The following is a 21,687-nucleotide window of genomic DNA, read 5'->3' as shown; positions in this document are numbered from 1 at the left end:
GGCGGACGGGTGCTCGAGTCGGACGCCCGCGAACCACGGGTGGTTGCCACGCGGGCGTAGATCTGTCCGTTCGGTGCCACTTGAGGGGCTGAACGGTGGAGACTTCCGGGGCGGTCGTGCCTACTCGCGCCGGGGCGAATTTGGTGGGGGTGGATCCGGGTCCTCGGGTGGAACCTTGAGCCCGTCGCGGACGAGTTGCCAGTGCGCGTTGCGTCGGGGTCGTTGCTCCTTGTCCACCCACTTCGGGGGAATCATTTCTGGGTGGCCGTCGGCGGCCATCCGCACGCCCCAGCCCTGATGGTGGATCAGATAGTGTTCGTGGGAGCAGACCAGGGCCATCTTGTCCACGTCGGTCGGGCCCTCGTCCCGGTCCCACCACTCAATATGGTGCGCTTCGCACCACGCGGCGGGACGGGTACATCCCTCGCCGATGCACCCGATGTCGCGCGCGACCAGGGCGGACCACTGGGCGGGGGTGGCGGTGCGGACCTCGCGGCCCATCGCCAACGGCACCCCGAGGGTGTTGGCCACGATCGGGGTGATCCCGGCATCGCAGGCGATCCGCTGCACGGTGGCGATGTCCAGATCTTCACCGGTCGCGGTCCTCGCGAAGGGGTGCCCGGTGTCCCCGGCCATCGTCTCCACGCTCGCGGTGACGTGCAGGTGTGGCCGGACGCCGTGGGACGGGGGCAGGTCCCCGAAGCGGAGGAATTGGCGGAACACGTCCCCGAGGGCGTCGTGGCGGCGCTGGGGTGCTGAGCGTTCGTCCCGTTGGCCGTTCACGGCGGGTCGGGGTGCGGCGAGGGGGTCGAGGGCGGTCTTGACCAGGGCGGCGACCTCGTCGGTCAGTTCACCGCGGATGCGGTGCAGCCCGTTCCCGAGGTCGGTGAGCGTGAGCGAGCGCTTGCGCTGGGCCCGGGCGGCCCGCTTGGACTCCGCGGGGGCGTTGCCGTCCGGGTCGTCAGGATCGGGTGCCGGGGGTTTGCCGTCCTCGTCGATGACCTCTTCGATGTGCTTGCCCAGGCGCAGGATCCCGGAGGGGTCGGCGTCGTGGGCCTTGGCCAGCAGGAACGTCTCCGCTTTCGCGAGTTCCGAGGCGGAGCCGACCGGTTCGATCTTGCGCAGACTCCGCGCGACCGCCCGGGCCTGGTCTTTGTTGAGCTTGCCGTCGGCGAGCGCTTGCACCGTCGCGGTGCCTTTGCGGGACAGGATGTCGGCGTCCTTGACCCGCGCCCGTGCCTCGGCCGGGTGCAGGTTCAGCTTCTGTCCCAGCCAGACCGCGGTCGAGATCTTCCCGTCGGCCAGCGAGAGCCCGCGGACATCGGCCTCCCGCACCGCCCGCACCCCGACCGCCGCGACCGCGGAGTCCAACTGCGACTGCGCGCGGATCATCAGCTCCAGATCCGCGTCGGTGAGCGTCCAGACCTCGTCCGCGGTGAGCATCGCCGCGACCTTGCGGACGTCCTCAACGACACTGGCGACCAGTGCCAGTGCCGGATGCGTCCCCACCCCTGCGGACATGCCACGATTCTACCCGGGTTCGAACACATGTTCTAGTGCTGTCAAGACCTCATTTGTCTCTGCTGTCACTACTTTCTGACGGTGCGTTAGGGATCGGAAGCCCGCGGGGCGAGCCCCTCGTCACCTGGTGATGCCCCCGGCGAGGCGAGGGCGATCGGGCTGGGAGCGGAGCGCCACCTCGGAGACCCCGGCCATGGCGGCGGTGACGGTCAGGACGGCGGGCCAGGTGCCGATCAGGTGAGCGAGGGGGTGGGACCCGACGAGGGCGGCGACGTAGGTGCCGCCCAGCGCGGCAGTGCGGGCCCGCCCGACGGAGCGGAGGAAGCCCGGCACCGCGGCGGCGCCGGCGGCGGCGAAGATCAGCGCGCCCAGGGGGCGGATCCCGGTCAGCTGGGCAGCTGCGAATCCTCCCAGGAGACCGACAGCGACCAGGGTCGAGGGGCGGCGTGCGACACCAGCGACGATCATGGAGGCAGACTACGCAGTGGACCCGGTGCGCAGCGGCCCGGGCAAATGCACGGAAAGGCGGACGATGAGCGCGGCGATCCTGGTGACCGGCGGGACCGGGACCGTGGGACGCAAGCTCGTCCGGAAGCTGGTCGCCGCGGGCCGGGACGTCCGGGTGCTCAGCCGCAAGGACCGGCCCGGTGTCGAGCCCGGCACCCCGAAGCTTCCCGACTGGCCGGACTGGTTCGTCGGTGACCTGCGTACCGGCCACGGCCTGGCGAAGGCGCTCGAGGGCGTGGGCATCGTCGTCCACTGCGCGAGCGTCCCGGGCCACGACGTCGAGGCCGCGGCGCAGCTCCTGATCGCCGCGACCCGGGCGGACAAGCCCCACATCGTGTACCCGTCGATGATCGGCGCCGACCGTATCGAGGACGCCGCCTACCGCGACCGCCGCGCGATCGAGCGCCTGCTCGCCGACAGCGAGCTGCCGTGGACGGTCGTCCGCGTCGGGCACCTGCACGAGCACCTCGACGCCGCGCTGCGCCGCGCGAGCCGCAAGCCGTGGATGTTCGTCCCGGCCGACACCAGCTACCAGCCGATTGCGGCCGAGGACGTCGCCAACCGGCTCGTCGACCTCTGCACCCCGATGCAGGCGCACCAACTGCCCGACGTCGGTGGCCCGGAGATCATCGACGCCGAGGACCTCACCGCCTACTGGCTGAACGTGGTCGGCAAGAAGCGGAAGCTGGTCCCGGTCCGTAAGCGCGGCAAGCTCTACGCCGGCTACCGCGAGGGCTGGCACCTCTCCCCGGACCGGCTCGTCGGCCACCAGACCTTCGCCGAGTTCCTGACCGAGCTGATGGCTGCTCAGGACAAGCCGGCCGAGGACAAGGCCGCCGCGAAGGCGGCGGCCAAGGAGGAGAAGGCGAAGAAGGTCAAGGAGCCCAAGCCGCCGAAGGAGAAGCGGCGCCGGGGCCAGGACGCCGAGACCGCGGACGACGCCTCGGCCGAAGCCAGCGAGTCGGGCGACAAGACCCCTAGCTGAGCGCGTTCAGCCACGCGAGGACGTCGGCGGCGTCGGCGACCGTCGGAACCCCCGCGGGGGCCGGCGGCCGGTCGACCATCACGACCCGGACGCCGAGCTCGCGCGCCGCGGTGAGCTTCGCCGCGGTCATCGCCCCGCCGCTGTCCTTGGTGACGAGGGTCCGGACGCCGTGCTCGCGCAGCAGCGCGCGTTCGCCGTCGAGCGTGTAGGGCCCGCGGGCGAGCAGGACGACCGCGTCGGCCGGCAGCGGGGGATCCGGCGGGTCGACGGCCCGGATCACGAACCGGTGCGGCAGATCGGCGAAGACGGCGAGACCGCCTCGCCCGGTCGTCAGCAGGACAGGCCCGTGCGAAGCGGCGACCGCGGCCGCCGCGGCGGGCATGTCCGGCACCCGGTGCCACGCGTCCTCCGGACCCGCGGTCCAGCCCGGACGCCGGAGCATCAGCAGCGGCACCCTCGCGGCCGGGGCCGCCTGGGCCGCGGACGCCGAGATCCGCGCGGCGAACGGATGCGTGGCGTCGACGACCGCGGCGACGTCGTGCTCGGTGAGCCATTCCGCCAGCTTCTCCGGACCACCGAACCCACCGATGCGCACCTCTCCGACCGGCAGCGCGGGGGAACTGACCCGCCCCGCCAGCGAACTGACGACCCGCCAGCGACCGTCGTCGGCCAGGGCGGCCGCCAGCGCCCGCGCCTCGGACGTGCCGCCCAGGATCAGGACGGTCCGCATCAGGAGCGGCAGCGCGTGGTCGAGTACAGGTGGCTGTCGCTGAACTGATTCGCCGTCAGGACGTTGCCCACGATGATCACCGCCGTGCGCACGACCCCGGCGGCCCGGACGGTCTCCGCGATGTCGGCGAGCGTCCCGCGCAGGATCAGTTCGTCCGGCCGGCTGGCCCGGGCCACGACGGCGACCGGAGCGTCCGGGCCGTACTCGGGCGTCAGTGCGGCCACGACCTGCTCGATGCGCTGCACGGCCAGGTGCAGGACGAGCGTCGTCCGCGTCCGGGCCAGCGAGGCGAGGTCCTCGCCCGGCGGCATCGGCGTCGACGCCGCCGAGATCCGGCTCAGCAGCACCGACTGGCCGACGCCCGGCACGGTCAGCTCCCGCGCCAGCGCGGCGGCGGCCGCCGCGTAGGCAGGGACGCCGGGAGTCACGTCGTAGGGCACGCCCGCCTCGTCGAGGCGGCGCATCTGCTCGGCCATCGCCGAGTACAGCGACGGGTCCCCGGAGTGCAGCCGTGCCACGTCCTGACCCGCGGCGTGTGCGGCCACGAGCTCCGCGGTGATCGCGTCGAGGTCGAGGTTCGCCGTGTCCACGAGGCGCGCGCCGGGCGGGCACCAGGTGAGCACCTCCGGCGGCACCAGACTCCCGGCGTACAGGCACACGGGGGAGGCGGCGATCAGGTCCCGGCCCCGCAACGTCATGAGGTCCGCGGCGCCGGGGCCGGCGCCGATGAAGTGCACGGTCACTTGACGACCGTCCACTGCGTGACGGGAGCCGCCGGCCGCCAGACGGTGAACCCGCCGACCGGCGCGGTGCGGGAGATCGCGAGCCGAACGAGGTCCCCACCGAGCTCGGCCTGCCGCGCGACGACGAGCGCCTCGGTCTGCAGCGTGACGGCGTTGACGACCAGCCGGCCGCCGGGCCGCAGGGCATCCCAGCACGTCTCGAGCACGCCGGGGTCGGTCGCGCCGCCGCCGACGAACACCGCGTCGGGGGCGGGCAGGTCCTTGAGGGCGTCCGGCGCCGCGCCGGTGACCACCTGCAGGTCCGGGACGCCGAGGGCCGCCGCGTTGGCGACGATCCGTTCGGCACGGTCGGCGCGCTCCTCGATCGCGATCGCTCGCGCCGTCCGCTCCGCGCGCAGCCACTCGATGCCGATGCTCCCCGCGCCGCCGCCGACGTCCCAGAGCAGCTGCCCGGCCAGCGGGACCAGGCGGGCGAGCGTCACCGCGCGGATCTCGCGCTTGGTCAGCTGGCCGTCGTGCTCGTACGCCTCGTCCGGCAGGCCGGGCACGCGGCCGAGCGGCGTCGCGCCCTCGTCCGTCCCGCAGGCCACCGCGACCAGGTTCAGGGCGTCGATCCGGCCCGCCGGCGGGTCCCAGCCCGCCGCGGTGCCCGTCACGACGGTGCCGTCCGGGGAACCGAGGCGGGACAGGACCGCGAGACGGCTCGCGCCGTAACCGGCGTCCACGAGCAGCGCCGCCAGCGCGTCCGGCGTCTGCGAGCCGGACGAGAGCACCAGCAGGCGCCGACCGGGCGCCAGCACGGCGCGCACCGCGGCCAGGTTGCGTCCGACGGCGCTCACGACCTCGACGTCCTCCGCCGGCCAGCCGAGCTTCGCGCAGGCCAGCGCCGCCGACGACGGGTGCGGCAGCACGCGCAACCGGACCTCGGGCGCCTCGCGGACCAGCGTCGCTCCGATCCCGAAGAACATCGGGTCGCCGCTGGCCAGCAGGCACAGCGACCGCCCGGCGTGAGCAGCGAGCAGGCCCGGCAGCGCCGGGACCAGGGGAGTCGGCAGCGGCACGCGCTCGGCGGTCACGTCCGGCGGCAGGTAGGTCAGGTGGCGCCGACCGCCGACGACGACCTCCGCGGCGCGAACGGCCGCCTGCGAGGTCGCGGCCAGGCCGTCCCACCCGTCGGCGCCGATGCCGACGACCGTGACCGGCCCGGTGCTCATACGTTCCCGACGATCCGGTCGACGCGGATCAGCATCACGATGCGCTCCGGGTTGGGCCGGGGCTCGCGGTAGCGCTCGGCGTACCGGCGGCAGGCCTCCTCGACCTGTTCGGGGGACTCGCCGATCGTGGCCGTCCCCTCGATCGTCGACCAGCGGCGGCCGTCGACCTGGCACACGGCGACCGGCGCGCCCGCGGGCCCGGCCGCGGCGACGTGGCGGACCTTGAGGGACGTCCGGCCGGCGATGATCCGCGCGAGCCCGGCCTCGGGGTCCAGCGTCGCGCCCACGGGCACGACGTGGGGTCGGCCGTCGGCGCGCAGGGTCGTGAGCGTGCACAGGTGCCGCTCCTGCCAGAACGCGACGAGGTCGCGGTCGTCGATCGCCAGCACGTGAGAGGCCTTCCGTACTCGAGCTCGCTCCACGGATCGAAAACCTACGACACGCCCCGACGGGACCATTGCAAAGTAACTAAGTCGAGTTACTCTAATTGGGTTGGCACCAGCATCCAGGAGGACCCGATGACCGTCACCGCCGTCAGCCCCTGTCTCGGCTTCGACCTCGACGCCCCGGTGCTCTCGCTGAGCCGGTCGGCGCTGCTGGAGGCGCAGGCGCGGGGAGCGGTGGTCCTCGACACCCGGGACGCCGAGCGGTTCGCGGCGGGGCACTGGCCCGGCTCGGTCAACATCGCGCTGGACGGGCCCTTCGCGCTGCAGGCCACGCTCGCGTTCTGCGGCAACGCCGAGATCGCGCTGATCTGCGACCCCGGCACCGAGGTCGAGGCCCGCAACCAGCTCGGCGGGCTCGGACTGCACCGTGTCTGCGGCGTCCTCGCCGGCGGCCTCGGCCCGCTCGACGCCCACCGCCTCGTCACCGGGCTCGCGAACGAGAGCGCGCGGACGGCATGAGAGCGAGCTGGCCGACCGACCCGCTAGGCGCGGCGTCGATGGAGCAGGTAGCTGTCCATGATCCAGCCGTGCCGCTCCCGGTGCTCCGCCCGGAGGGCGACGATCTCCGCCTTGCGTTCCTGCAGGTCCCCGGCGACGAGCACCTCGCCGGGCATGCCGAGGTAGGCGCCCCAGTAGATGTCCAGGTCCTCGTCCGGGAGCCCGGCGAACGACTCCGAGCCGTCGAGCATGACGAGAACGTCGTCCAGCTCGGGCGGCATGCCGCCGGCGGCGAGGCGGCGCCCGGTCGTGATGTGCACCGGCGCGCCGACGCCGGTGAACGTCACCCGGTGCCGCGCGGCGAGCGTCTGCAGCGACGTGATCCCCGGAATCACCTCGTAAGCGAGTTCGACGGTCTTTCGCTGCTCGACGCGGTCCAGTACGCGCAGCGTGCTGTCATAGAGCGCCGGGTCGCCCCAGACGAGGATCCCGACGCTCTCGCCGGGTGAGACCTCGTCGCGCAGCGCGGCCTCGATCAGGTCCGCGCGGGCGTCGTACCAGTCCCGGACCGCGCCGGGATAGTCGGCGGCGGCGCGGTCGCGGTCGGGGTCCGGAACGGTGAGCACGCGGTAGGACTTCGCGATGTGCCGGGAGCAGATCTCGTGCCGCAGGTCGACGAGCTCCCGCTTCGCCTCGCCCTTGTCCAGGACGAGGATCACGTCCAGTCCCGACAGGACCCGGACCGCCTGCAGCGTGAGCTGCTCGGGGTCACCGGAGCCGATGCCGATCACGTACACGGTCACCGTCGGGTTCACAGCCGGGTTCACAGTCGGGTTCACTGTCGTGTTCACACCGTCGTCACGCACGGGAAGCCTTTTCTCGGGAGCCTGCTGCGGGGGTCCAAAACCGTCCGCCGATTGTTGTCGCGGAGGACACCTCAGCCGTCGGCGGGCCTGGCCATAGGGTTTCCCCGAGCAGCGGGAGACCCCCGCGCAGGGTGCGGCGGACGAGAGGACATCGGTGTTCCGACGGATCGCGGTGGTCAACCGGGGCGAGGCAGCGGTCCGTCTGATCCGCGCCGTGCGCGAGCTGAACGCGGAGCGCGGCACCTCCATCCGCACCGTCGCCCTGCACACGCAGGGCGAGGCAGCGGCCATGTTCGTGCGCCAGGCCGACGAGGCCGTGGCGCTGCGGCCGTCCACGACGGCGTCCGTGCCGTACCTGGACTACGCCGAACTGGAGCGGGCGCTGGTCGCCTCCGGCGCCGACGCCGTCTGGGTCGGTTGGGGCTTCGTCTCCGAGCACCCCGCGTTCGTCGAGCTGTGCGACCGGCTCGGCATCGCCTTTCTCGGCCCGCCCGCCGAGGCCATGCGTCTGCTCGGCGACAAGATCGAGGCCAAGCTCGTCGCGGAACGCGTCGGCGTCCCGGTCGCGGCGTGGAGCGGCGCCGGCGGCGTGACGTCGTACCAGGACGCCCTGCGCCACGCAAGCCGCATCGGCTACCCGCTGATCATCAAGGCCAAGGCCGGCGGCGGTGGTCGCGGCATCCGCAAGGTCCTCGCGGAGGAGGAACTCGAGGCGGCCTTCGAGGGCACCCGGGCCGACGCGGCCCGGTACTTCGGGGACGACGGGGTCTTCCTCGAGGCGCTCGTCACCGGCGCCCGTCACGTCGAGGTGCAGATCATCGCCGACGCCCACGGCAACGTCTGGGCGCCCGGCGTGCGGGACTGCTCGATCCAGCGCCGCAACCAGAAGATCATCGAGGAGTCGGCGTCCCCGGTCCTCACGCCGGAGCAGTCGCTGGAGCTGCGTCGCGTCTCGACGGACCTGGTCAAGGCCGTCGGCTACCGCGGCGCGGGCACCGTCGAGTACCTGTACGACCCGGTCCGCCGGGCGTTCGCGTTCCTCGAGGTCAACACCCGCCTGCAGGTCGAGCACCCGATCACCGAGGCCGCCACCGGCATCGACCTGGTCAAGCTGCAGATCCTCATCGCGGCGGGGGAGCCGCTGCCGGGCGAGTGCCCGCCGGAGATCAACCACGCGATCGAGATCCGCCTCAACGCCGAGGACCCCGACAACGGGTTCGCCCCGGCGCCGGGCCGTGTCGCGCTGCTGGAGTTCCCGCAGGGGCCGGGCATCCGCGTCGACTCGGGCATCGCGGCCGGCGACACGATTCCGCCGGAGTTCGACTCGATGGTCGCGAAGATCATCGCGATCGGCCGGGACCGCACCGAGGCCATGGCGCGCCTGACCCGCGCGCTCCGTGACACCACCGTCGTCATCGAGGGTGGGACGACGAACAAGTCGTTCGTGCTCGAGCTGCTCTCGCGGCCCGAGGTGCGGGACGGCAGCGCGGACACCGCGTGGCTCGACCGCGGCTCGCTCGACGACCGCGGGCTCGCGCCGCACGCCGACGTCGCGCTCTACGCGGTCGCGGTCGACAGCTACGAGCGCGAGGAGTTCGTCGAGCGCGAGGCGTTCCTCGCCCTCGCCCGCGGCGGTCGCCCGCAGGCCGACCACGCGATCGGCCGCACGATCGAGGCCCGCTACGGCGGCCACGCGTACTCGATGGAGGTCGCGGCGCTCGCGGCCGACCGGTACCGCGTCACCGTGCGCGGCGTGAGCGCGGACGTCGACGTCCAGCGGCTCTCGGACTACGAGTGGCGGCTCACCGTCCACGGCGGCCCCTCTGGCGGGGTGCACCGCGTCGTCCTCGCCGCCGGGCCGAACGACCACCTCGTCGAGGTCGACGGCGTCAGCCACCGCGTCGGCCGGGACTCCGGCGGCGTCGTGCGCGCGCCCGCGCCGGCCGTCATCGTGGCGCTGCCGGTCGGTCCCGGCGACGTCGTCGAGGCCGGCCAGACGGTCGCCGTGCTCGAGGCGATGAAGATGGAGACCCCGGTCGCGGCGCCGTTCACCGGTCGCGTCCGCGAGATCCTCGCCACTCCGAACTCCCAGGTGCCCGCGGGCGCGCCGCTGCTGCGGCTCGACCCCGAGGGCGGCGAGGCCGCCGTCAGCGACCTGCCCGAGGTGACCTTCGCTCCCTGCGTCGACGGCGCGAACGACCTGACGACCGACCCCGCTCAGCGCGCCCTCGACCTGCTCGAGGCGCTGCGGGCGCTGGTCACCGGCTACGACGTCAGCGCCGCCGAGGGCCGCGCGCTCGTCGCCGAGTACGGCGCGGTGCGCCGGCTGCTGCCGGCGCAGGACAGCCGGCTGGTGGCGGCCGAACTTGCGGTGCTGCGCATGTTCGCCGACATCTGCGAGCTCTCCCGCAACCGGCCGTCGGCCGAGGAGGAGAAGTCCGAGACGCGCGTGCACAGTCCGCGCGAGTACCTGCACACCTACCTGCGTTCGCTCGACGTCGAGCGTGAGGGCCTGCCGGAGTCCTTCCGCAGCAGGCTCTCCCGCGCGCTCGTGCACTACGGGGTTGCGGACCTCGAGCCGACCGAGCACCTCAAGGACGCGGTCTACCGCGTCTTCCTCGCCCTCGCCCGAGGGGACGCGCAGACCCCGGTCGTGACCGCGCTGCTCGAGCGGTGGCTCGACGCCGAGGACCTCACGCTCGCGGACCAGAAGGTGAACGACGAGCTGGCCGAGGTGCTGGAGCGGCTCGTCAACGCCACCCGCATCCGCTACCCGCTGATCGGCGACCTCGCCCGCAGCGTGAGGTTCCGTCACTTCGATCAGCCGTTGATTCTCGCGGCTCGGGAGCGGGCGCTCGCCTCGATCCGCGCGCAGATCGACCACCTCGTCGAGAACCCGGACGCGCCGGACCGTGCCGAGCGCATCGAGGCGCTGGTCACCAGCCCGGAGACGATCATCGGGCTGCTCAACGAGTACCTCGGGACCGGCGTCGATGCCCTGGGCCCGCTGCTGGAGGTCCAGACCCGGCGGTACTACCGCAGCCGGGACCTGGAGAACGCGCGGCTGTTCGTGCACGACAACCGCCAGGTGATGACGAGCGAGTTCGACCTCGCCGACCAGCGGCTGCACCTGATCGCGACCGTCGGCGACTTCACTGAGCTGCCGGCCCTCGCCGCAGCGGTGGGGGAGCTGGCCGCCGAGCACGCGTCGGACGACCCGCGCACCCTGGTGCTCGACTTCTTCCTGTCCTGGGACGATCTGCCCGGCGACTACGACGAGGTCTCCTCGGCGCTGCGCGCGGAGCTCGACGGCCTGTCGTGGCCGGCGTCGCTGCGCCGGATCACGATCGGCATCGCGGGCGGAACCACCGCGCGGACCTTCTATCTGACGTTCCGTCCGTCGGCGCCCGGGTCGGCGGGGGAGCTCGAGGAGGACCGCCTGATCCGCGGTCTGCACCCGCTGGTCGCACAGCGCCTCGGCTTCAGCCGGCTCGTGAACTTCGACCTGACGCGTCTCCCCGCCGACGACGGCGTCTACCTCTACCGGGCCACCGGCAAGACCAACGCCGACGACGAACGCGTCATCGCGCTGGCTGAGATCCGGGACGTGCACCCGCTGCGTGACGCGTCGGGTCGGGTGCTCGCGGTGCCGACCGTCGAGCGGGTGCTCACCAGTTGCGTGCAGGGGATTCGCAGCGTCCAGGCGCGGCGCCCGGCCGGGCGCCGGCTCGACCGCAACCGGATCGTCCTCGCGGTCTCGCCGACCGCGATCGTCCCGCTCGACGAGCTCGACACCGTCACGCGCGGCCTGGTCCCGATGACCGCCGGCGCCGGGCTCGAGGAGGTGCTCGTCGTCGGGCGCTTCCAGGACGGTTCCGACGGCGAGGAGCGCGAGGCGGCCGTGATGATCTCGTACACCCACGGCGTGGGTGCGCAGATCTCCGTCACGAACCGGCCGACCGAGCCGATCCCGCCGCTGGACGACTACGAGCAGAAGGTCCGGGCGTCGCGTGCCCGCGGCGCGGTGTACCCGTACGAGCTCGTCGGTCTGCTCATCGGCACCGCCGGCACGTTCTTCGAGCTCGACCTCGACGAGACCGGCGAACTCGTGCCGGTCGACCGGGAGCCGGGGCAGAACAGCGCCGGCATCATCGTCGGCCTCGTGACGTCGTCGACGCCGCGCTACCCCGAGGGCCTGTCGCGCGTCGTGCTCATGGGTGACCCGACCAAGTCGCTGGGTTCGCTGGCGGAGCCGGAGTGCGCGCGGGTCATCGCGGCGCTCGACCTCGCCGAGGCCGAGGGCTTCCCCGTCGAATGGTTCGCGCTCTCGGCCGGTGCGCGGATCTCCATGGACTCCGGCGTCGAGAACATGGACTGGATCGCGCGGGCGCTGCGGCGCATCGTCGAGTTCACCCAGGCCGGCGGGGAGGTCAACGTCGTCGTCGCGGGCATCAACGTCGGCGCGCAGCCGTACTGGAACGCCGAGGCGACGATGCTCATGCACACCAAGGGTGTGCTGATCATGACGCCGGACTCCGCGATGGTTCTGACGGGCAAGCAGTCGCTCGACTACTCCGGCGGTGTCTCGGCCGAGGACAACTTCGGCATCGGCGGTTACGACCGCGTGATGGGCCCGAACGGGCAGGCGCAGTACTGGGCGCCGAACCTCGCGGCCGCGGCGGAGATCCTGTTCGCGCACTACGACCACGCGTACCGCGCAGCCGGCGAGCGTTTCCCGCGCCGGGTCGAGACCACCGACCCGTTCGACCGCGACGTGCGCCTGCACCCGCACATCCACCCCGGGTGCCCGGACTTCCAGACCGTCGGCGACATCTTCTCCGCGGAGAAGAACCCCGAGCGCAAGAAGCCGTTCGACATTCGGACGGTCATGCGCGCGGTCGTGGACTCCGACCATGCGGTGCTCGAGCGTTGGGCCGGCATGGCTGACGCCGACACCTCCGTGGTGTTCGATGCGCACCTCGGCGGCCAGCCCGTCACCGTCATCGGCATCGAGTCGCGGCCCGTGCCGCGCCGCGGTTACCTGCCGAGCGACGGGCCCGACGTCTGGACCGGCGGCACGCTGTTCCCGCAGTCGTCGAAGAAGACCGCGCGGGCGATCAACGCCGCGTCCGGGGTGCGTCCGCTCGTCGTGCTCGCGAACCTGTCGGGCTTCGACGGCTCACCCGAGTCGCTGCGGAACCTGCAGCTCGAGTACGGCGCCGAGATCGGCCGCGCGATGGTGAACTTCGACGGCCCGATCGTGTTCTGCCTGATCTCGCGGTACCACGGCGGCGCCTTCGTCGTGTTCTCCGGGACGCTGAACGACAACATGGAGGTCGTCGCGGTCGAGGGCTCGTTCGCCTCGGTGCTCGGCGGCGCCCCCGCGGCCGCCGTCGTCTTCACCGCCGAGGTCCGCGCCCGCACGAACAACGACGAGCGCATCCGCAACCTGGAGGCCCGCCTCGCCTCGGCGTCCGGGGCCGAGGCCGCGCAGCTCCGCGTCGAGCTCGCGGACCTGCGCAACCTCGTCAAGATCGAGAAGCAGGGCGAGGTCGCCGCGGAGTTCGAGGGGATCCACGACATCCGCCGGGCCCAGAAGGTCGGCTCCGTCCACACGATCATCTCTGCCGCGGAGCTCCGGCCCTACCTGATCTCCGCCGTCGAACGCGGCATGGCCCGCACGTTGAACAAGGGGTGACACCCTTTCCGGCGGCACAAGGGGTGTCACCCCTGGTGGCTAACGGTTGTAGAGGTAGTAGCCCTTCTTCGTCCGGACGTTGCCGGCGCGGTCGAGGGCGGTGGCGGTGTAGTCGATGCGGACCGCGCGGTTGCCCTTGATCAGCTTCGCCGTCGCGGTGACCTGGCACATGTACGGGCCGGAGAGGGTGTCGCCGGCGACGCAGCGGACCTGCCGGGGCGCGTTGTAGGTCTTGCCCTTCTGCACGCCCTTGATCGCGATCGTCGGCTTGTTCTTGTCGATGTTCAGCGCGATCTTGATCGAGGCGCTCAGGCCCTGCTGGTTGGTGATCGTGACGGTGCCGCCGCGGTTGGCCCCCGAGCTCGAGAGCACCATCGGCTTCGGGCACGGGGCGGTCAGCGACGAGCTGCCCGCCGTGCACGTGAACGCGACCGTGACGGTGTCGCGGTACCAGCCGTACTTCGTCTTCCCGGCGGCGCTGGCGATCTTGCCGGTGATCGTCGGCGCCACCGGCGGAACCTGCGGCTCGTACGCACCCGCGGTGCAGGTGGTCGGGCCGGACAGGCCGGGCCGGGTCTGGCCGCGCTGATCCTTCCCGCTGGTGGTGCCGCCGCACAGGCCGGACGACACCGGGACCGCGCCGTAGGCCGGGTTGGTGCTGGCGACGGCGGCCGTCGGCGTCCGGGCGCCGTTGGCCGCGAGCGCCGAGAGCGCGCCCGCGGCGGCGCTGACCTTGTTCGGCGCCTCGGCCGGGCCGGAGCCGTCGGCGAAGCAGGAGGTGTCACTCGCCACCGACGCCGTCGCTGTCGTCGCGCCCGGGACGCAGTTGGCCTGGGCGTTGGCGAGGAGCGACGCTTCGAGCGTGACCGTGCCCGCCGCCGCGGCGAGGCCGCCGGAGAGGAACTGACCACCGCTGGTCGGGGACGCGCCCACCAGGGTGCCGTTGGTCTTGCCGGTGCCCGGGGTGCCGTTCGCGCCTGCCGGACCACCCGCGTCGGTGGCGTTCGCCGCGAGGGTGACGTGCGTCAGCGTCGCGCCCGTGACGCCGGAGAGCAGCGCGATGCCCCCGCCCTGGCCGCCGGCACCGCCGGACCCGCCGCGGGCCGCGTTGCCGCCGGCGTTCGAACCGGAACCCGCGCCGCCGGAACCGCCCGCGCCACCGGCGCCACCGCGGCCGGACGCGTTGGTCACGATCGTCGAGTTCGCGATCGTCAGAACGCTGCCGGCAAAGGCGATCCCGCCTCCGGAACCGCCGACGCCACCCGCGCTGCCCGCGGCGCCGTCGCCGCCGGCACCCGCGGCGTTGCGCTCGATCGTGCTGTTGACGACGGTGAGCACGCCACCCGCCATCGCGACGCCGCCGCCGCTGCCGCCGGGTCCGCCGGCGGCGGAGGACCCGCCGTCCGCGCCGTCGGGCGAGCCGGTGCCACGGTCGGCGCCGGCCGTCCCGGCCAGACCCGGCCCGGCCGCGTTCTTCGTCAGCACGACGCCGTCGAGGGTGAGGTCGCCACCGCCGGTGCGCAGGATGCCGCCACCGTCGCCCGCGGGCGCCTTCGCGGTGGCCGCCGGTGCCTTCCCGCCGGTGATCGTGACCCCGGAGATCGTCACGGGGTACGCCCCGGCGATCCGGATTACGCGCCGCGGCTGTGCCGGGCTGATCGTCGTCACGTCGGCGCCGGCGCCGACGATCGTCAGCGCGCTGAACGCGGACGAGGTGATCGTCAGCCCGGCGCTGGTGTCGGCGCTGCTCTCGGCGAACGTGCCCGGCCCGACGAGGATCGTCGCGTCGATCGGCGTCGGGAGGAAGGTCGCGGCGACGTTGACCGCGCGCTGGATCGTGCGGCACCCCGGTGCAGTCGTGCAGGTCCCGGCGTCGTTGCCGGTCGCACTGACGTGGAGCGTCACCGGAGTCGCGGCCTGGGCGGTCGGCGTGGCGAGCGTCATGGCCAGCGAGACGCACAGCGCGCTCGTGAGGCCGAGCGCCAGTGGGCGTGCGGACATGGCCGGCCCCCCTTTCGTTTCGGTCGCCGAAACCTAGGCATCCCGCGCCGACGTGATCAAGAGCCGCACTCCATCCGCGTACGCATCGAAGCGATGCACCCCTCGAACGGCCCTCGGCGGCGGCGGGATCTGTCGGGTTCGCGACCTCCGCGCGGCCGGCACGGCGGTGGGGCTGGGCTGCGACGGCTGGGCGTCGAACGACATCGCCTCGCTCTGGCTGGAGGCGCGCACCGCGCTCCTGCTCGCCCGACAGCGATCCGGCCCGACGGGGATGACGGCCCGTCAGGTCAGGTCCTGGAGATCGCCACCCGTGGCGGTGCGGCCGGCCTGGGCCGGGTCGGCGAGATCGGGCAACTGACGCCCGGCACACCGCCGTCAGCCGCCGCCTGCAGCAGCTCTGACGCGCCCGCGGTCGTGCCGTAACGGCAAGGACCCCGGGCGGAGGTTTCCCTCCGCACGGGGTCCCGGCGGCCGTTGGTCAGGAGGCGGACAGCTGGCTGCGCGCTTCCTTGAGCAGTTCGATCGTCTGCTGCCGGACCTCGTCGGTCGTGGTGACCGGCGCGGTGAACGAGATACGGGCGGCGCGCTGCTCGCCGCCCTCGATCGTCGCCAGGACGTCCATGCCGTACCGGTCGACGCCGACCATGCGCGCCGATTCGACGCCGTCGAACCGCGCGAACACCTGGCAGTACGCGATCAGCGCGTCGCCGTGGTCGTCGTTCATGTGCTCGATGATCCGCTTCGCGGAGCCGCCCAGCAGCGGGTCGGGCTCGGCCGTCGCGTACTCCTCGGGGCTGACCCAGCTCATCCGCCCGAAGCCGCCGACGTAACGGATCGCGGAGACCTCGAGGCGGTAGGTGGCGAAGTCGTCGAAGCGGACGTAGAACGCGTTGGGGTGACCGGCCAGGAACAGCTCGATCATCGCCTCCTTGTCCGCGCCCTCGAGGACCTTCATCTCGCCGACGAGCGTGACGCGCGAGAGCGCGAGACGGTCGTTCACGCCGTCCTCGGGAGCGGTGACCATCAGCGAGGCGCGCGGGTCCTGGGCGAGGTTGTGGCTGTGCTCGGCCAGGCTGGACAGGCACATGATCGGGTTGCCGCGGTCGTCGACCGAGTACGTGACCAGCGACCCGAAGGGGAACCCGGGGCACTCGGTGCTCATCGTGGCCAGCGAGCCCCCGCTGCCGATCATCATCAGCGTCCGCGAACGCTCCGCGTCGCTCGGCATGCCGAGGATCCCGGTGGTGGCGCGCAGCGTCGCTGCGGTCTGGTCCTTGGCGTCCTTGGGGACCTGGTGGCCGCCGAATCGCTCTGCCATCGAACGTTCCTTCCTGGGCTCGCGGGGTGCGGCCCGATTCGTGCACTGGGCAATGACGCTAACGAGGGGTCGAAACTGGGGCAACGGCACTCATCCGGACGGATGCCGTGTGCCCGATCCGCGCCCCGACACGCCGCTGGGCGGGTGCCGGTGTTGGTGGGGTTGTCGGCACGGGGACCGGGTTCTCTGAAACCGGAACTGCAACGGGAACTGCCACCGGCTCCGGAGTCGGGGTGGGTACCGGCGCGGGGGATGGGGGACACGCCGGGTCGATCAGCACCAGCGGCTCGTGGATCGGCGCGCCGCAGCGGCAGAGGTGCGGCTCCGGGGCCGGTGGCGGCACCGGTGGCGGCGCGATCGGGGCGAGGACGAGCGTCGGGGTGGGGTCGACGTACGGCATCTGCCGCCGCACGTTGACGGGCTCGGGGGCGACCGTTCGGGCCTCACGGGCGAGCCGTCGCCGTTCGCGCCGGCTCGGCAGCGCGAACTGGAGCAGGAGAACGCCGCCGACGAGCAGGAGCAACCCGAGCAAGGCCAGCAGCGCCGTGCTGCCCCCGTCGTCGTCGGTGGCGGCCTGGGCGGCCGCCTCCTCCGGACTGAGGATCGCCGTGCTGCCCTCGGAGAGATCGGCCTCGGAGTCGAACGCCCCGCTCGCGAACAGAGCGGTGACGCAGAACGTCACCGCGAGCAGAAGCAGCGCGGCCGTCCGGCCGGGCTGCTGCCGGTACCTGTTCGTCACGTGAGGCCTGCCGGGAACGGGCACGCCGGGATCGCCGGGGAGTCGGCCCGGTCCGAGGACCGGAGCAGGTCGACACCGCTGACCCACTGCCCGGTCTCCAGCCGCTGCCAGAACCCGGGCGCACCGCCGACGGTGCCCGGCTGCTCGCAGACGATCCACGTGACGGTCCCGCCGGCCAGGGTGCCCGGCGAGTCGGCGGTCTCCGTCGGCGCGCTGCGCAGCGGCTTCAGGCCCGGACCCACCTGGTAGGGCGTCGCGCAGGTCGGGATTCGGTCCGCGATACGCGCCACCGTCGAGTTGCCGGCCAGCGCCGCCTGAGGGATCCAGGTCGCGTCGGCCGTCTGGTACCACGCCCCCAGGCTGGAGATCGCGAAGTGCGTGACGCAGACGAGGTCGAGGCGCGCGCCGGGATTGCGACCCGCCGCGGCCTCCGACGGCGCCACCTTGCTCACCAGGTCGACGCCCGTGGGCGTCGCCACCGAGTAGGCCACCGTGGCCACGGCGGCGTCGACGACGTTGCTGTCGATCGTCAGCGAAACGCCGCCGTAGGTGGCGCGGTGGTCGCCGCGGTACTGCTTGATCCGCTGCTGCGCCGCCCACAGGTGGGACTCGACGCCGCTCCAGCCGGTCAGCTTGGGCGTGCGGTCCCACTCCGCGTTCCAGAGCATGTCCGGCCGGATCGTGCCTTCGCGGCCCTTGCCGGAGTTCGCCGTCCGCTGGGCGTCGACGAGGTCGTCGACCAGCGGTTGCAGGTTCCCGTAGACGCCGGACAGGTACCCGGCCGAGTGCAGCGCGCGGGTCCACCCGTTGAGGTAGGCGTGGACGTCGCCGGAGCAGATCTTGTCGCGGCTGTCGTAGTTCTCGATGTCCGAGTACAGCGCGCTGCCGGGGAGGATCCCGAGTGCCCGCGCGGCACTGACGGCGGTGCGGCCGGCGGCGATGCCCTGTTGCCGGGCCTCGCTGCTGTTCGAGCTGATGCGCAGGGAGAACTTCGTGCACGGCGCCTGTCGGCCGACGTCGATCGGGATGAGCTTCCACCCCATCGCCGACACCTCGCGGACCCAGGAGGCCGTCAGGTTCGGCTGCCGGCACGCGCGCAGCTTCCCGCTGATGTAGATGCCGATTGCGCGGTACGGCGAGTCGAGCCAGGACCGCATCGTCGACACCGACGGTGCGGCGCAGGTGTCGAAGGCCTGCCCGGTGAACCGGGTCGCGGTCGCCCCGGCGGGGTACTTCAGCTCACCGTTCGGGTCGGCGTCGGCACGGTTGGCCGAGAACCCGACGACGCCGGCGGTGACGACCGAGAGCGCCAGCGTGATGCCGGCCGTCACCCGGCCGAGCCGTGCCCGCCGGGTGCGCAACGGCTGCTCACTCATGCCAGGTCCTCCCGCCGCATCGGCACCCCGGGCAGGAAGACGCCGGCCCTCGCGGCCGCCGCGAGCGGGAAGCCGAGGAAGAACAGCGTTACGCCCGCCGCGAGCAGCACCATCCCCGAGGCGCTCTTCACCGAGGGCAGCTCGTCCGGCGCCAGCGCCCGCATGTCGGTCGCCAATTGCACGTCGATCAGCGTCGTCACCGGGAGGTTCGGCACCGGGTCCGGTGTGATCTGTTCGTCGTGCGCCGGGGGAGCGGTGCGCTCCGCCTCGGACTCGGCCTCAGCGGCCGCCGCGGGCGTCCACTCCTGGCCGGGCACCTGGGCCGCGATGTCGACGATGCCGTCGTTGAGGTCGGCCGTCGGGTCGAGCGTGGGGTCGAGCGCCTCGTCGAAGACCGGGTCCACAACGGTCCCCGTCGTGTGCATCGCGTTGTTGTAGACCGTCGAGTGCGGACCGGGCTTACCGCGCTGGACGTCGGCGATCTTGTCGTAGCGGTAGGCGCCGTAACCGCGCTTCAGGTAGTAGCTGAGGTCGGCGTTGGTGAGGTAGCGCGCGGGCTTGCCGCGGGAGTACTCCTCGTAGAGGTGGAACTTCGTCTTCGCCGAGTTGGCCCAGCCCGCGAAGATCACGACGTGCGAGCGCGGCAGCAGCAGGATGTCCCCGGGCTTGAGCGACTTCGTCGCGATCCGGTGCGAGACCGAGGCGAGGTTGCCGGTCCAGTAGTTGATGCGCTGGTTCAGGTTCCACGCCATCGAGACGTAGCCCGAGCAGTCCTGGCGGTAGGTGCCGTTGGAGTCGGTCCACCACGAGGTCTGGCTGTACGGCACCTGCTGCAGCACCCAGCTGACGGCCCGTCCGATCACCTCGTCGCGCGTGATCCGCTTGCCCTTGCCGGTGTCGTTGTCACCCTGCTGCGGGGTGCTCGGACGCTCACCGCCGTCGTTCGGACCCTGGCCCGTCGAGGGCTTGTCCTCGGCGGGCTCCTCTGCGGCCGGCGGCTCCGGCTCGGAGTCGGCCGGGACCACCGGGGTCTCGGGCTGGGCCGGGCTGGTCGGGATCATGCCGGGCGCCGGCCCGGTGATGCCCGGGTCGACCACGGCCGGCGTCGGGGTGGGCGTCGGCTCCGCGGCCGGGATCGGTTCCGCGGTGGGCGCGACCGCCGGGTCCGCCGGTGTGGCCGGGTCCGTCGGGGTGCCCGGCGTGCCGGGTGCCGTCGGTGCGGGTGCCGAGCCGTAGCCCGGGACGACGCAGATGAACGCGTCCGGGTCGATCGAGGCACTCGCGTACGGGTCGGTGACGTCGGTCGTCGCCGCCGCGGTCGCCGGGTCGACCGGCGTCTCCGCCATCGTCGAGCCCTCGACGTTCGAGAGCGTCGACTGCGCGATGTACGCCGCGCTCGCCCCCGTCGCGCTGGCCGGCGGGACGTACGACTGCGGTGCCTGCTGCTGCGGAGCCTGCTGCTGTGGGGCCGAGTGGTACTGCGGCTGCGGTGCCTGGTACTGCGGACCCCGGTACTGCGGCGCCTGGTACTGCGGCGCCTGGTACTGCGGCGCCTGGTACTGCGGCGCCTGGTACTGCGGCACCTGCACCGGCGCGGGGCTCGGGCTGGGGGTGGGCGCCGGGGCCGGGGGAGAGGCGCGGAAGAGCACCGTGCCCGCCGGGCACTGGGCCGCGGCCGGGAGAGCGGGCGTCGTGGAGTACGCGAACGCGCCCGCGGTGATCAGGGTGCTTCCCAGGGTCCCGGTCGCGACCGCGATAGCGAGCGCGACCCTCGATCTCGGGGTCACGACTGACCCTCCGTCACACCGTGCGCGGCCAGGGTGGCCTGGACGGCCTCGTCGACGCGGGCGGCCTCGCGGCGCTGAAGCTCACGCCGGGCGAGGATCGTGCCGCTGGTGCCGGCGGCGCCGAGCAGCAGGAGGAACACGAGCGTCCACGGGATGGTCCACTGACCCGACGAGGCCTTGGCCGACTTCAGGGCCGGGAAGTTGTCACCGGGGCGGGTCGGCACCGGCCGGACCTCGAGGTCGGCGCTGTTGCGCAGGATCGGCCAGACGCCCGAGAGCGTGCTGGACATCGTCAGCGAGTTGCCCGGGAGCAGCTCGGGCATCAGGTTGAGGTCCGCGGTCTTGCCGGACAGGCCGAACGGGCCGGCGACCTTGAACGTCTGCAGCGCGGACATGCGCACGTTGCCGGTGTTGGTGACCGTGTACGTGACGGTCATGTCGCCCTTGCCCGCCGGGTTCGCGGTGCCGTCGTAGGAGGTCTGGAAGTCGGTGATGCTCAGGCCGGGACGGAGCTCGCCGTCGACGCGGACCTGGACGCGGCTGCCGAGCCGGCGGTCGAGCTTGACCGGCTGCCCGTCGTCGTCCTGGCCGGGTGCGATGTAGGAGGTGACGATGCCGCCGGTGTGGTCGCCGGACTCGGCGTTGCTCGGCACGGTCATCGTGAACGGCACGTCCACGTGCTCGCCGGGGGCGATGCGGAGCTCGGAGCGCTCGATCGAGCTCGATCCAGGCCCCGACGTCGCGCGGCGTCTCGCCGGCCGGGAGCAGGTCGATGGCGCCGGTCGACGTGGTGATGGCGTCGCTGGCGTAGATCGTGAGCGGGAGTTCGGTCTTGCCGAAGTTGCGGACGCGGATGGCGTCCTTCACCACGTCGCCCGCCTTCACGTCCAGCAGGTAGTTCGGGCGGTTGTCGCCCTCCTCCCGCGGGGTCGGGCGGACCGACCAGGTGAGGGTGTTCTCCTCCTGGGACTCGGCCGACGGGGCCCCGCCGATCGTGCCGGGCGTGGGGTTGTCGGCGGCGACGGCGCTCGGCCCGAGGGCCAGCGCGCCGCCGAGTGTGGCGACGACCGCGGCGGCGAGAAGCCCGGATGGGCGGCGTCGGCCGGTGGGGCGAGCGGCTGTGCCCGCGGTACTGACGGTGGCCTGGCGACTCATCGACGTTGCTCCTCTCGACCGGCCGCAACTGCGAGACGGCCGGATCTGGCCGTGGTGGCCGGTTACATTGGTGGGGCTGCTGGAACTCGTAAGGGGTCTCGGTGGTGCTCTGGGGCGGGGTCCGGGCTCCATCCGGACCCCGCCCTCCTTGCATCTGCCGCCC

16 protein-coding genes are annotated in these 21,687 nt (G+C 72.8%); 3 read left to right on the top strand and 13 right to left on the bottom strand.

Going from position 1 to position 21,687, the window contains the following annotated elements; all coding sequences use genetic code 11:
• Positions 1-120 precede the first annotated feature (120 nt).
• Both SPOPO_RS31095 and SPOPO_RS0122110 read right to left on the bottom strand, forming a co-directional pair.
• A complete protein-coding gene (locus SPOPO_RS31095) occupies positions 121-1,521 on the bottom strand; it encodes an HNH endonuclease signature motif containing protein (protein ID WP_084671433.1) in 1,401 nt (466 codons plus the stop codon).
• A gap of 120 nt (positions 1,522-1,641) precedes the next feature.
• Positions 1,642-1,989, bottom strand: coding sequence for a hypothetical protein (locus SPOPO_RS0122110; RefSeq protein ID WP_019877285.1), 348 nt, complete (start codon positions 1,987-1,989; stop codon positions 1,642-1,644).
• Positions 1,990-2,053: 64 nt separating this feature from the next.
• Here SPOPO_RS0122110 and SPOPO_RS31090 point away from each other — a divergent pair, with 64 nt between their 5' ends.
• The gene (locus tag SPOPO_RS31090) at positions 2,054-3,013 is read left to right on the top strand and encodes an SDR family oxidoreductase (protein WP_019877284.1); all 960 of its coding nucleotides are present in this window, start codon (positions 2,054-2,056) and stop codon (positions 3,011-3,013) included.
• Here the strand turns inward: SPOPO_RS31090 and SPOPO_RS0122100 are convergent.
• Genes SPOPO_RS0122100 through SPOPO_RS0122085 form a run of 4 tightly spaced genes read right to left on the bottom strand, consistent with a single transcriptional unit; the run spans position 3,006 to position 6,089 of the window.
• The gene (locus SPOPO_RS0122100) at positions 3,006-3,743 is read right to left on the bottom strand and encodes a cobalt-precorrin-6A reductase (RefSeq protein ID WP_019877283.1); all 738 of its coding nucleotides are present in this window, start codon (positions 3,741-3,743) and stop codon (positions 3,006-3,008) included. The two genes, SPOPO_RS31090 and SPOPO_RS0122100, sit on opposite strands and share 8 nt — an antisense overlap.
• Positions 3,743-4,486, bottom strand: a complete 744-nt coding sequence (gene cobM / locus SPOPO_RS0122095) for a precorrin-4 C(11)-methyltransferase (RefSeq protein ID WP_019877282.1) — start codon at positions 4,484-4,486, stop codon at positions 3,743-3,745. The genes SPOPO_RS0122100 and cobM overlap by 1 nt, the downstream gene beginning before the upstream one ends.
• Positions 4,483-5,700, bottom strand: a complete 1,218-nt coding sequence (gene cbiE / locus SPOPO_RS0122090) for a precorrin-6y C5,15-methyltransferase (decarboxylating) subunit CbiE (RefSeq protein WP_019877281.1) — start codon at positions 5,698-5,700, stop codon at positions 4,483-4,485. Before cbiE ends, cobM begins: the two co-directional genes overlap by 4 nt.
• Positions 5,697-6,089: a TIGR03618 family F420-dependent PPOX class oxidoreductase gene (locus tag SPOPO_RS0122085; RefSeq protein WP_019877279.1), complete on the bottom strand. Its 393-nt coding sequence runs from the start codon at positions 6,087-6,089 to the stop codon at positions 5,697-5,699. The genes cbiE and SPOPO_RS0122085 overlap by 4 nt, the downstream gene beginning before the upstream one ends.
• Positions 6,090-6,218: 129 nt before the next feature.
• Here SPOPO_RS0122085 and SPOPO_RS0122080 point away from each other — a divergent pair, with 129 nt between their 5' ends.
• Positions 6,219-6,605, top strand: a complete 387-nt coding sequence (locus SPOPO_RS0122080) for a rhodanese-like domain-containing protein (RefSeq protein ID WP_019877278.1) — start codon at positions 6,219-6,221, stop codon at positions 6,603-6,605.
• Between the two features lie 23 nt (positions 6,606-6,628).
• Here the strand turns inward: SPOPO_RS0122080 and cobF are convergent, their stop codons facing one another.
• On the bottom strand, positions 6,629-7,411 hold the full coding sequence (gene cobF / locus SPOPO_RS0122075; protein WP_245541738.1) for a precorrin-6A synthase (deacetylating): 783 nt from the start codon (positions 7,409-7,411) through the stop codon (positions 6,629-6,631).
• 193 nt (positions 7,412-7,604) lie between these two features.
• On the opposite strand from cobF, the gene SPOPO_RS0122070 reads away from it, so the two are divergent.
• Positions 7,605-13,148, top strand: a complete 5,544-nt coding sequence (locus SPOPO_RS0122070) for an ATP-binding protein (RefSeq protein ID WP_019877275.1) — start codon at positions 7,605-7,607, stop codon at positions 13,146-13,148.
• Between the two features lie 39 nt (positions 13,149-13,187).
• Here the strand turns inward: SPOPO_RS0122070 and SPOPO_RS0122065 are convergent, their stop codons facing one another.
• From SPOPO_RS0122065 to SPOPO_RS32055, 6 genes are all read right to left on the bottom strand, one after another.
• Positions 13,188-15,149 carry a right-handed parallel beta-helix repeat-containing protein gene (locus SPOPO_RS0122065; RefSeq protein ID WP_019877274.1) on the bottom strand — a complete coding sequence of 654 codons (1,962 nt, stop codon included), beginning with the start codon at positions 15,147-15,149 and terminating at the stop codon, positions 13,188-13,190.
• Between the two features lie 478 nt (positions 15,150-15,627).
• The gene (locus SPOPO_RS0122055) at positions 15,628-16,467 is read right to left on the bottom strand and encodes a HugZ family pyridoxamine 5'-phosphate oxidase (RefSeq protein ID WP_019877272.1); all 840 of its coding nucleotides are present in this window, start codon (positions 16,465-16,467) and stop codon (positions 15,628-15,630) included.
• A gap of 58 nt (positions 16,468-16,525) precedes the next feature.
• The gene (locus tag SPOPO_RS33170; RefSeq protein WP_028985019.1) at positions 16,526-17,206 is read right to left on the bottom strand and encodes a hypothetical protein; all 681 of its coding nucleotides are present in this window, start codon (positions 17,204-17,206) and stop codon (positions 16,526-16,528) included.
• Positions 17,203-18,582, bottom strand: coding sequence for a DUF1906 domain-containing protein (locus SPOPO_RS33165; RefSeq protein ID WP_019877271.1), 1,380 nt, complete (start codon positions 18,580-18,582; stop codon positions 17,203-17,205). The genes SPOPO_RS33170 and SPOPO_RS33165 overlap by 4 nt, the downstream gene beginning before the upstream one ends.
• On the bottom strand, positions 18,579-20,369 hold the full coding sequence (locus tag SPOPO_RS33160) for a hypothetical protein (protein ID WP_028985018.1): 1,791 nt from the start codon (positions 20,367-20,369) through the stop codon (positions 18,579-18,581). Before SPOPO_RS33160 ends, SPOPO_RS33165 begins: the two co-directional genes overlap by 4 nt.
• The gene (locus SPOPO_RS32055; protein ID WP_019877270.1) at positions 20,366-21,046 is read right to left on the bottom strand and encodes a hypothetical protein; all 681 of its coding nucleotides are present in this window, start codon (positions 21,044-21,046) and stop codon (positions 20,366-20,368) included. The genes SPOPO_RS33160 and SPOPO_RS32055 overlap by 4 nt, the downstream gene beginning before the upstream one ends.
• Positions 21,047-21,687: the final 641 nt, after the last annotated feature.

It is taken from the genome of Sporichthya polymorpha DSM 43042 (assembly GCF_000384115.1).
GTDB lineage: Bacteria > Actinomycetota > Actinomycetes > Sporichthyales > Sporichthyaceae > Sporichthya > Sporichthya polymorpha.
This window is presented reverse-complemented; position numbering and strand designations above follow the sequence as displayed.

Bases quoted from the DNA above. Each gene is read 5' to 3' on its own strand.
- SPOPO_RS31095 (WP_084671433.1), bottom strand. From the start codon at position 1,521: ATGTCCGCAGGGGTGGGGACGCATCCGGCACTGGCACTGGTCGCCAGT.
- SPOPO_RS0122110 (WP_019877285.1), bottom strand. From the start codon at position 1,989: ATGATCGTCGCTGGTGTCGCACGCCGCCCCTCGACCCTGGTCGCTGTC.
- SPOPO_RS31090 (WP_019877284.1), top strand. From the start codon at position 2,054: ATGAGCGCGGCGATCCTGGTGACCGGCGGGACCGGGACCGTGGGACGC.
- SPOPO_RS0122100 (WP_019877283.1), bottom strand. From the start codon at position 3,743: ATGCGGACCGTCCTGATCCTGGGCGGCACGTCCGAGGCGCGGGCGCTG.
- cbiE (WP_019877281.1), bottom strand. From the start codon at position 5,700: ATGAGCACCGGGCCGGTCACGGTCGTCGGCATCGGCGCCGACGGGTGG.
- SPOPO_RS0122080 (WP_019877278.1), top strand. From the start codon at position 6,219: ATGACCGTCACCGCCGTCAGCCCCTGTCTCGGCTTCGACCTCGACGCC.
- SPOPO_RS0122065 (WP_019877274.1), bottom strand. From the start codon at position 15,149: ATGTCCGCACGCCCACTGGCGCTCGGCCTCACGAGCGCGCTGTGCGTC.
- SPOPO_RS0122055 (WP_019877272.1), bottom strand. From the start codon at position 16,467: ATGGCAGAGCGATTCGGCGGCCACCAGGTCCCCAAGGACGCCAAGGAC.
- SPOPO_RS33165 (WP_019877271.1), bottom strand. From the start codon at position 18,582: ATGAGTGAGCAGCCGTTGCGCACCCGGCGGGCACGGCTCGGCCGGGTG.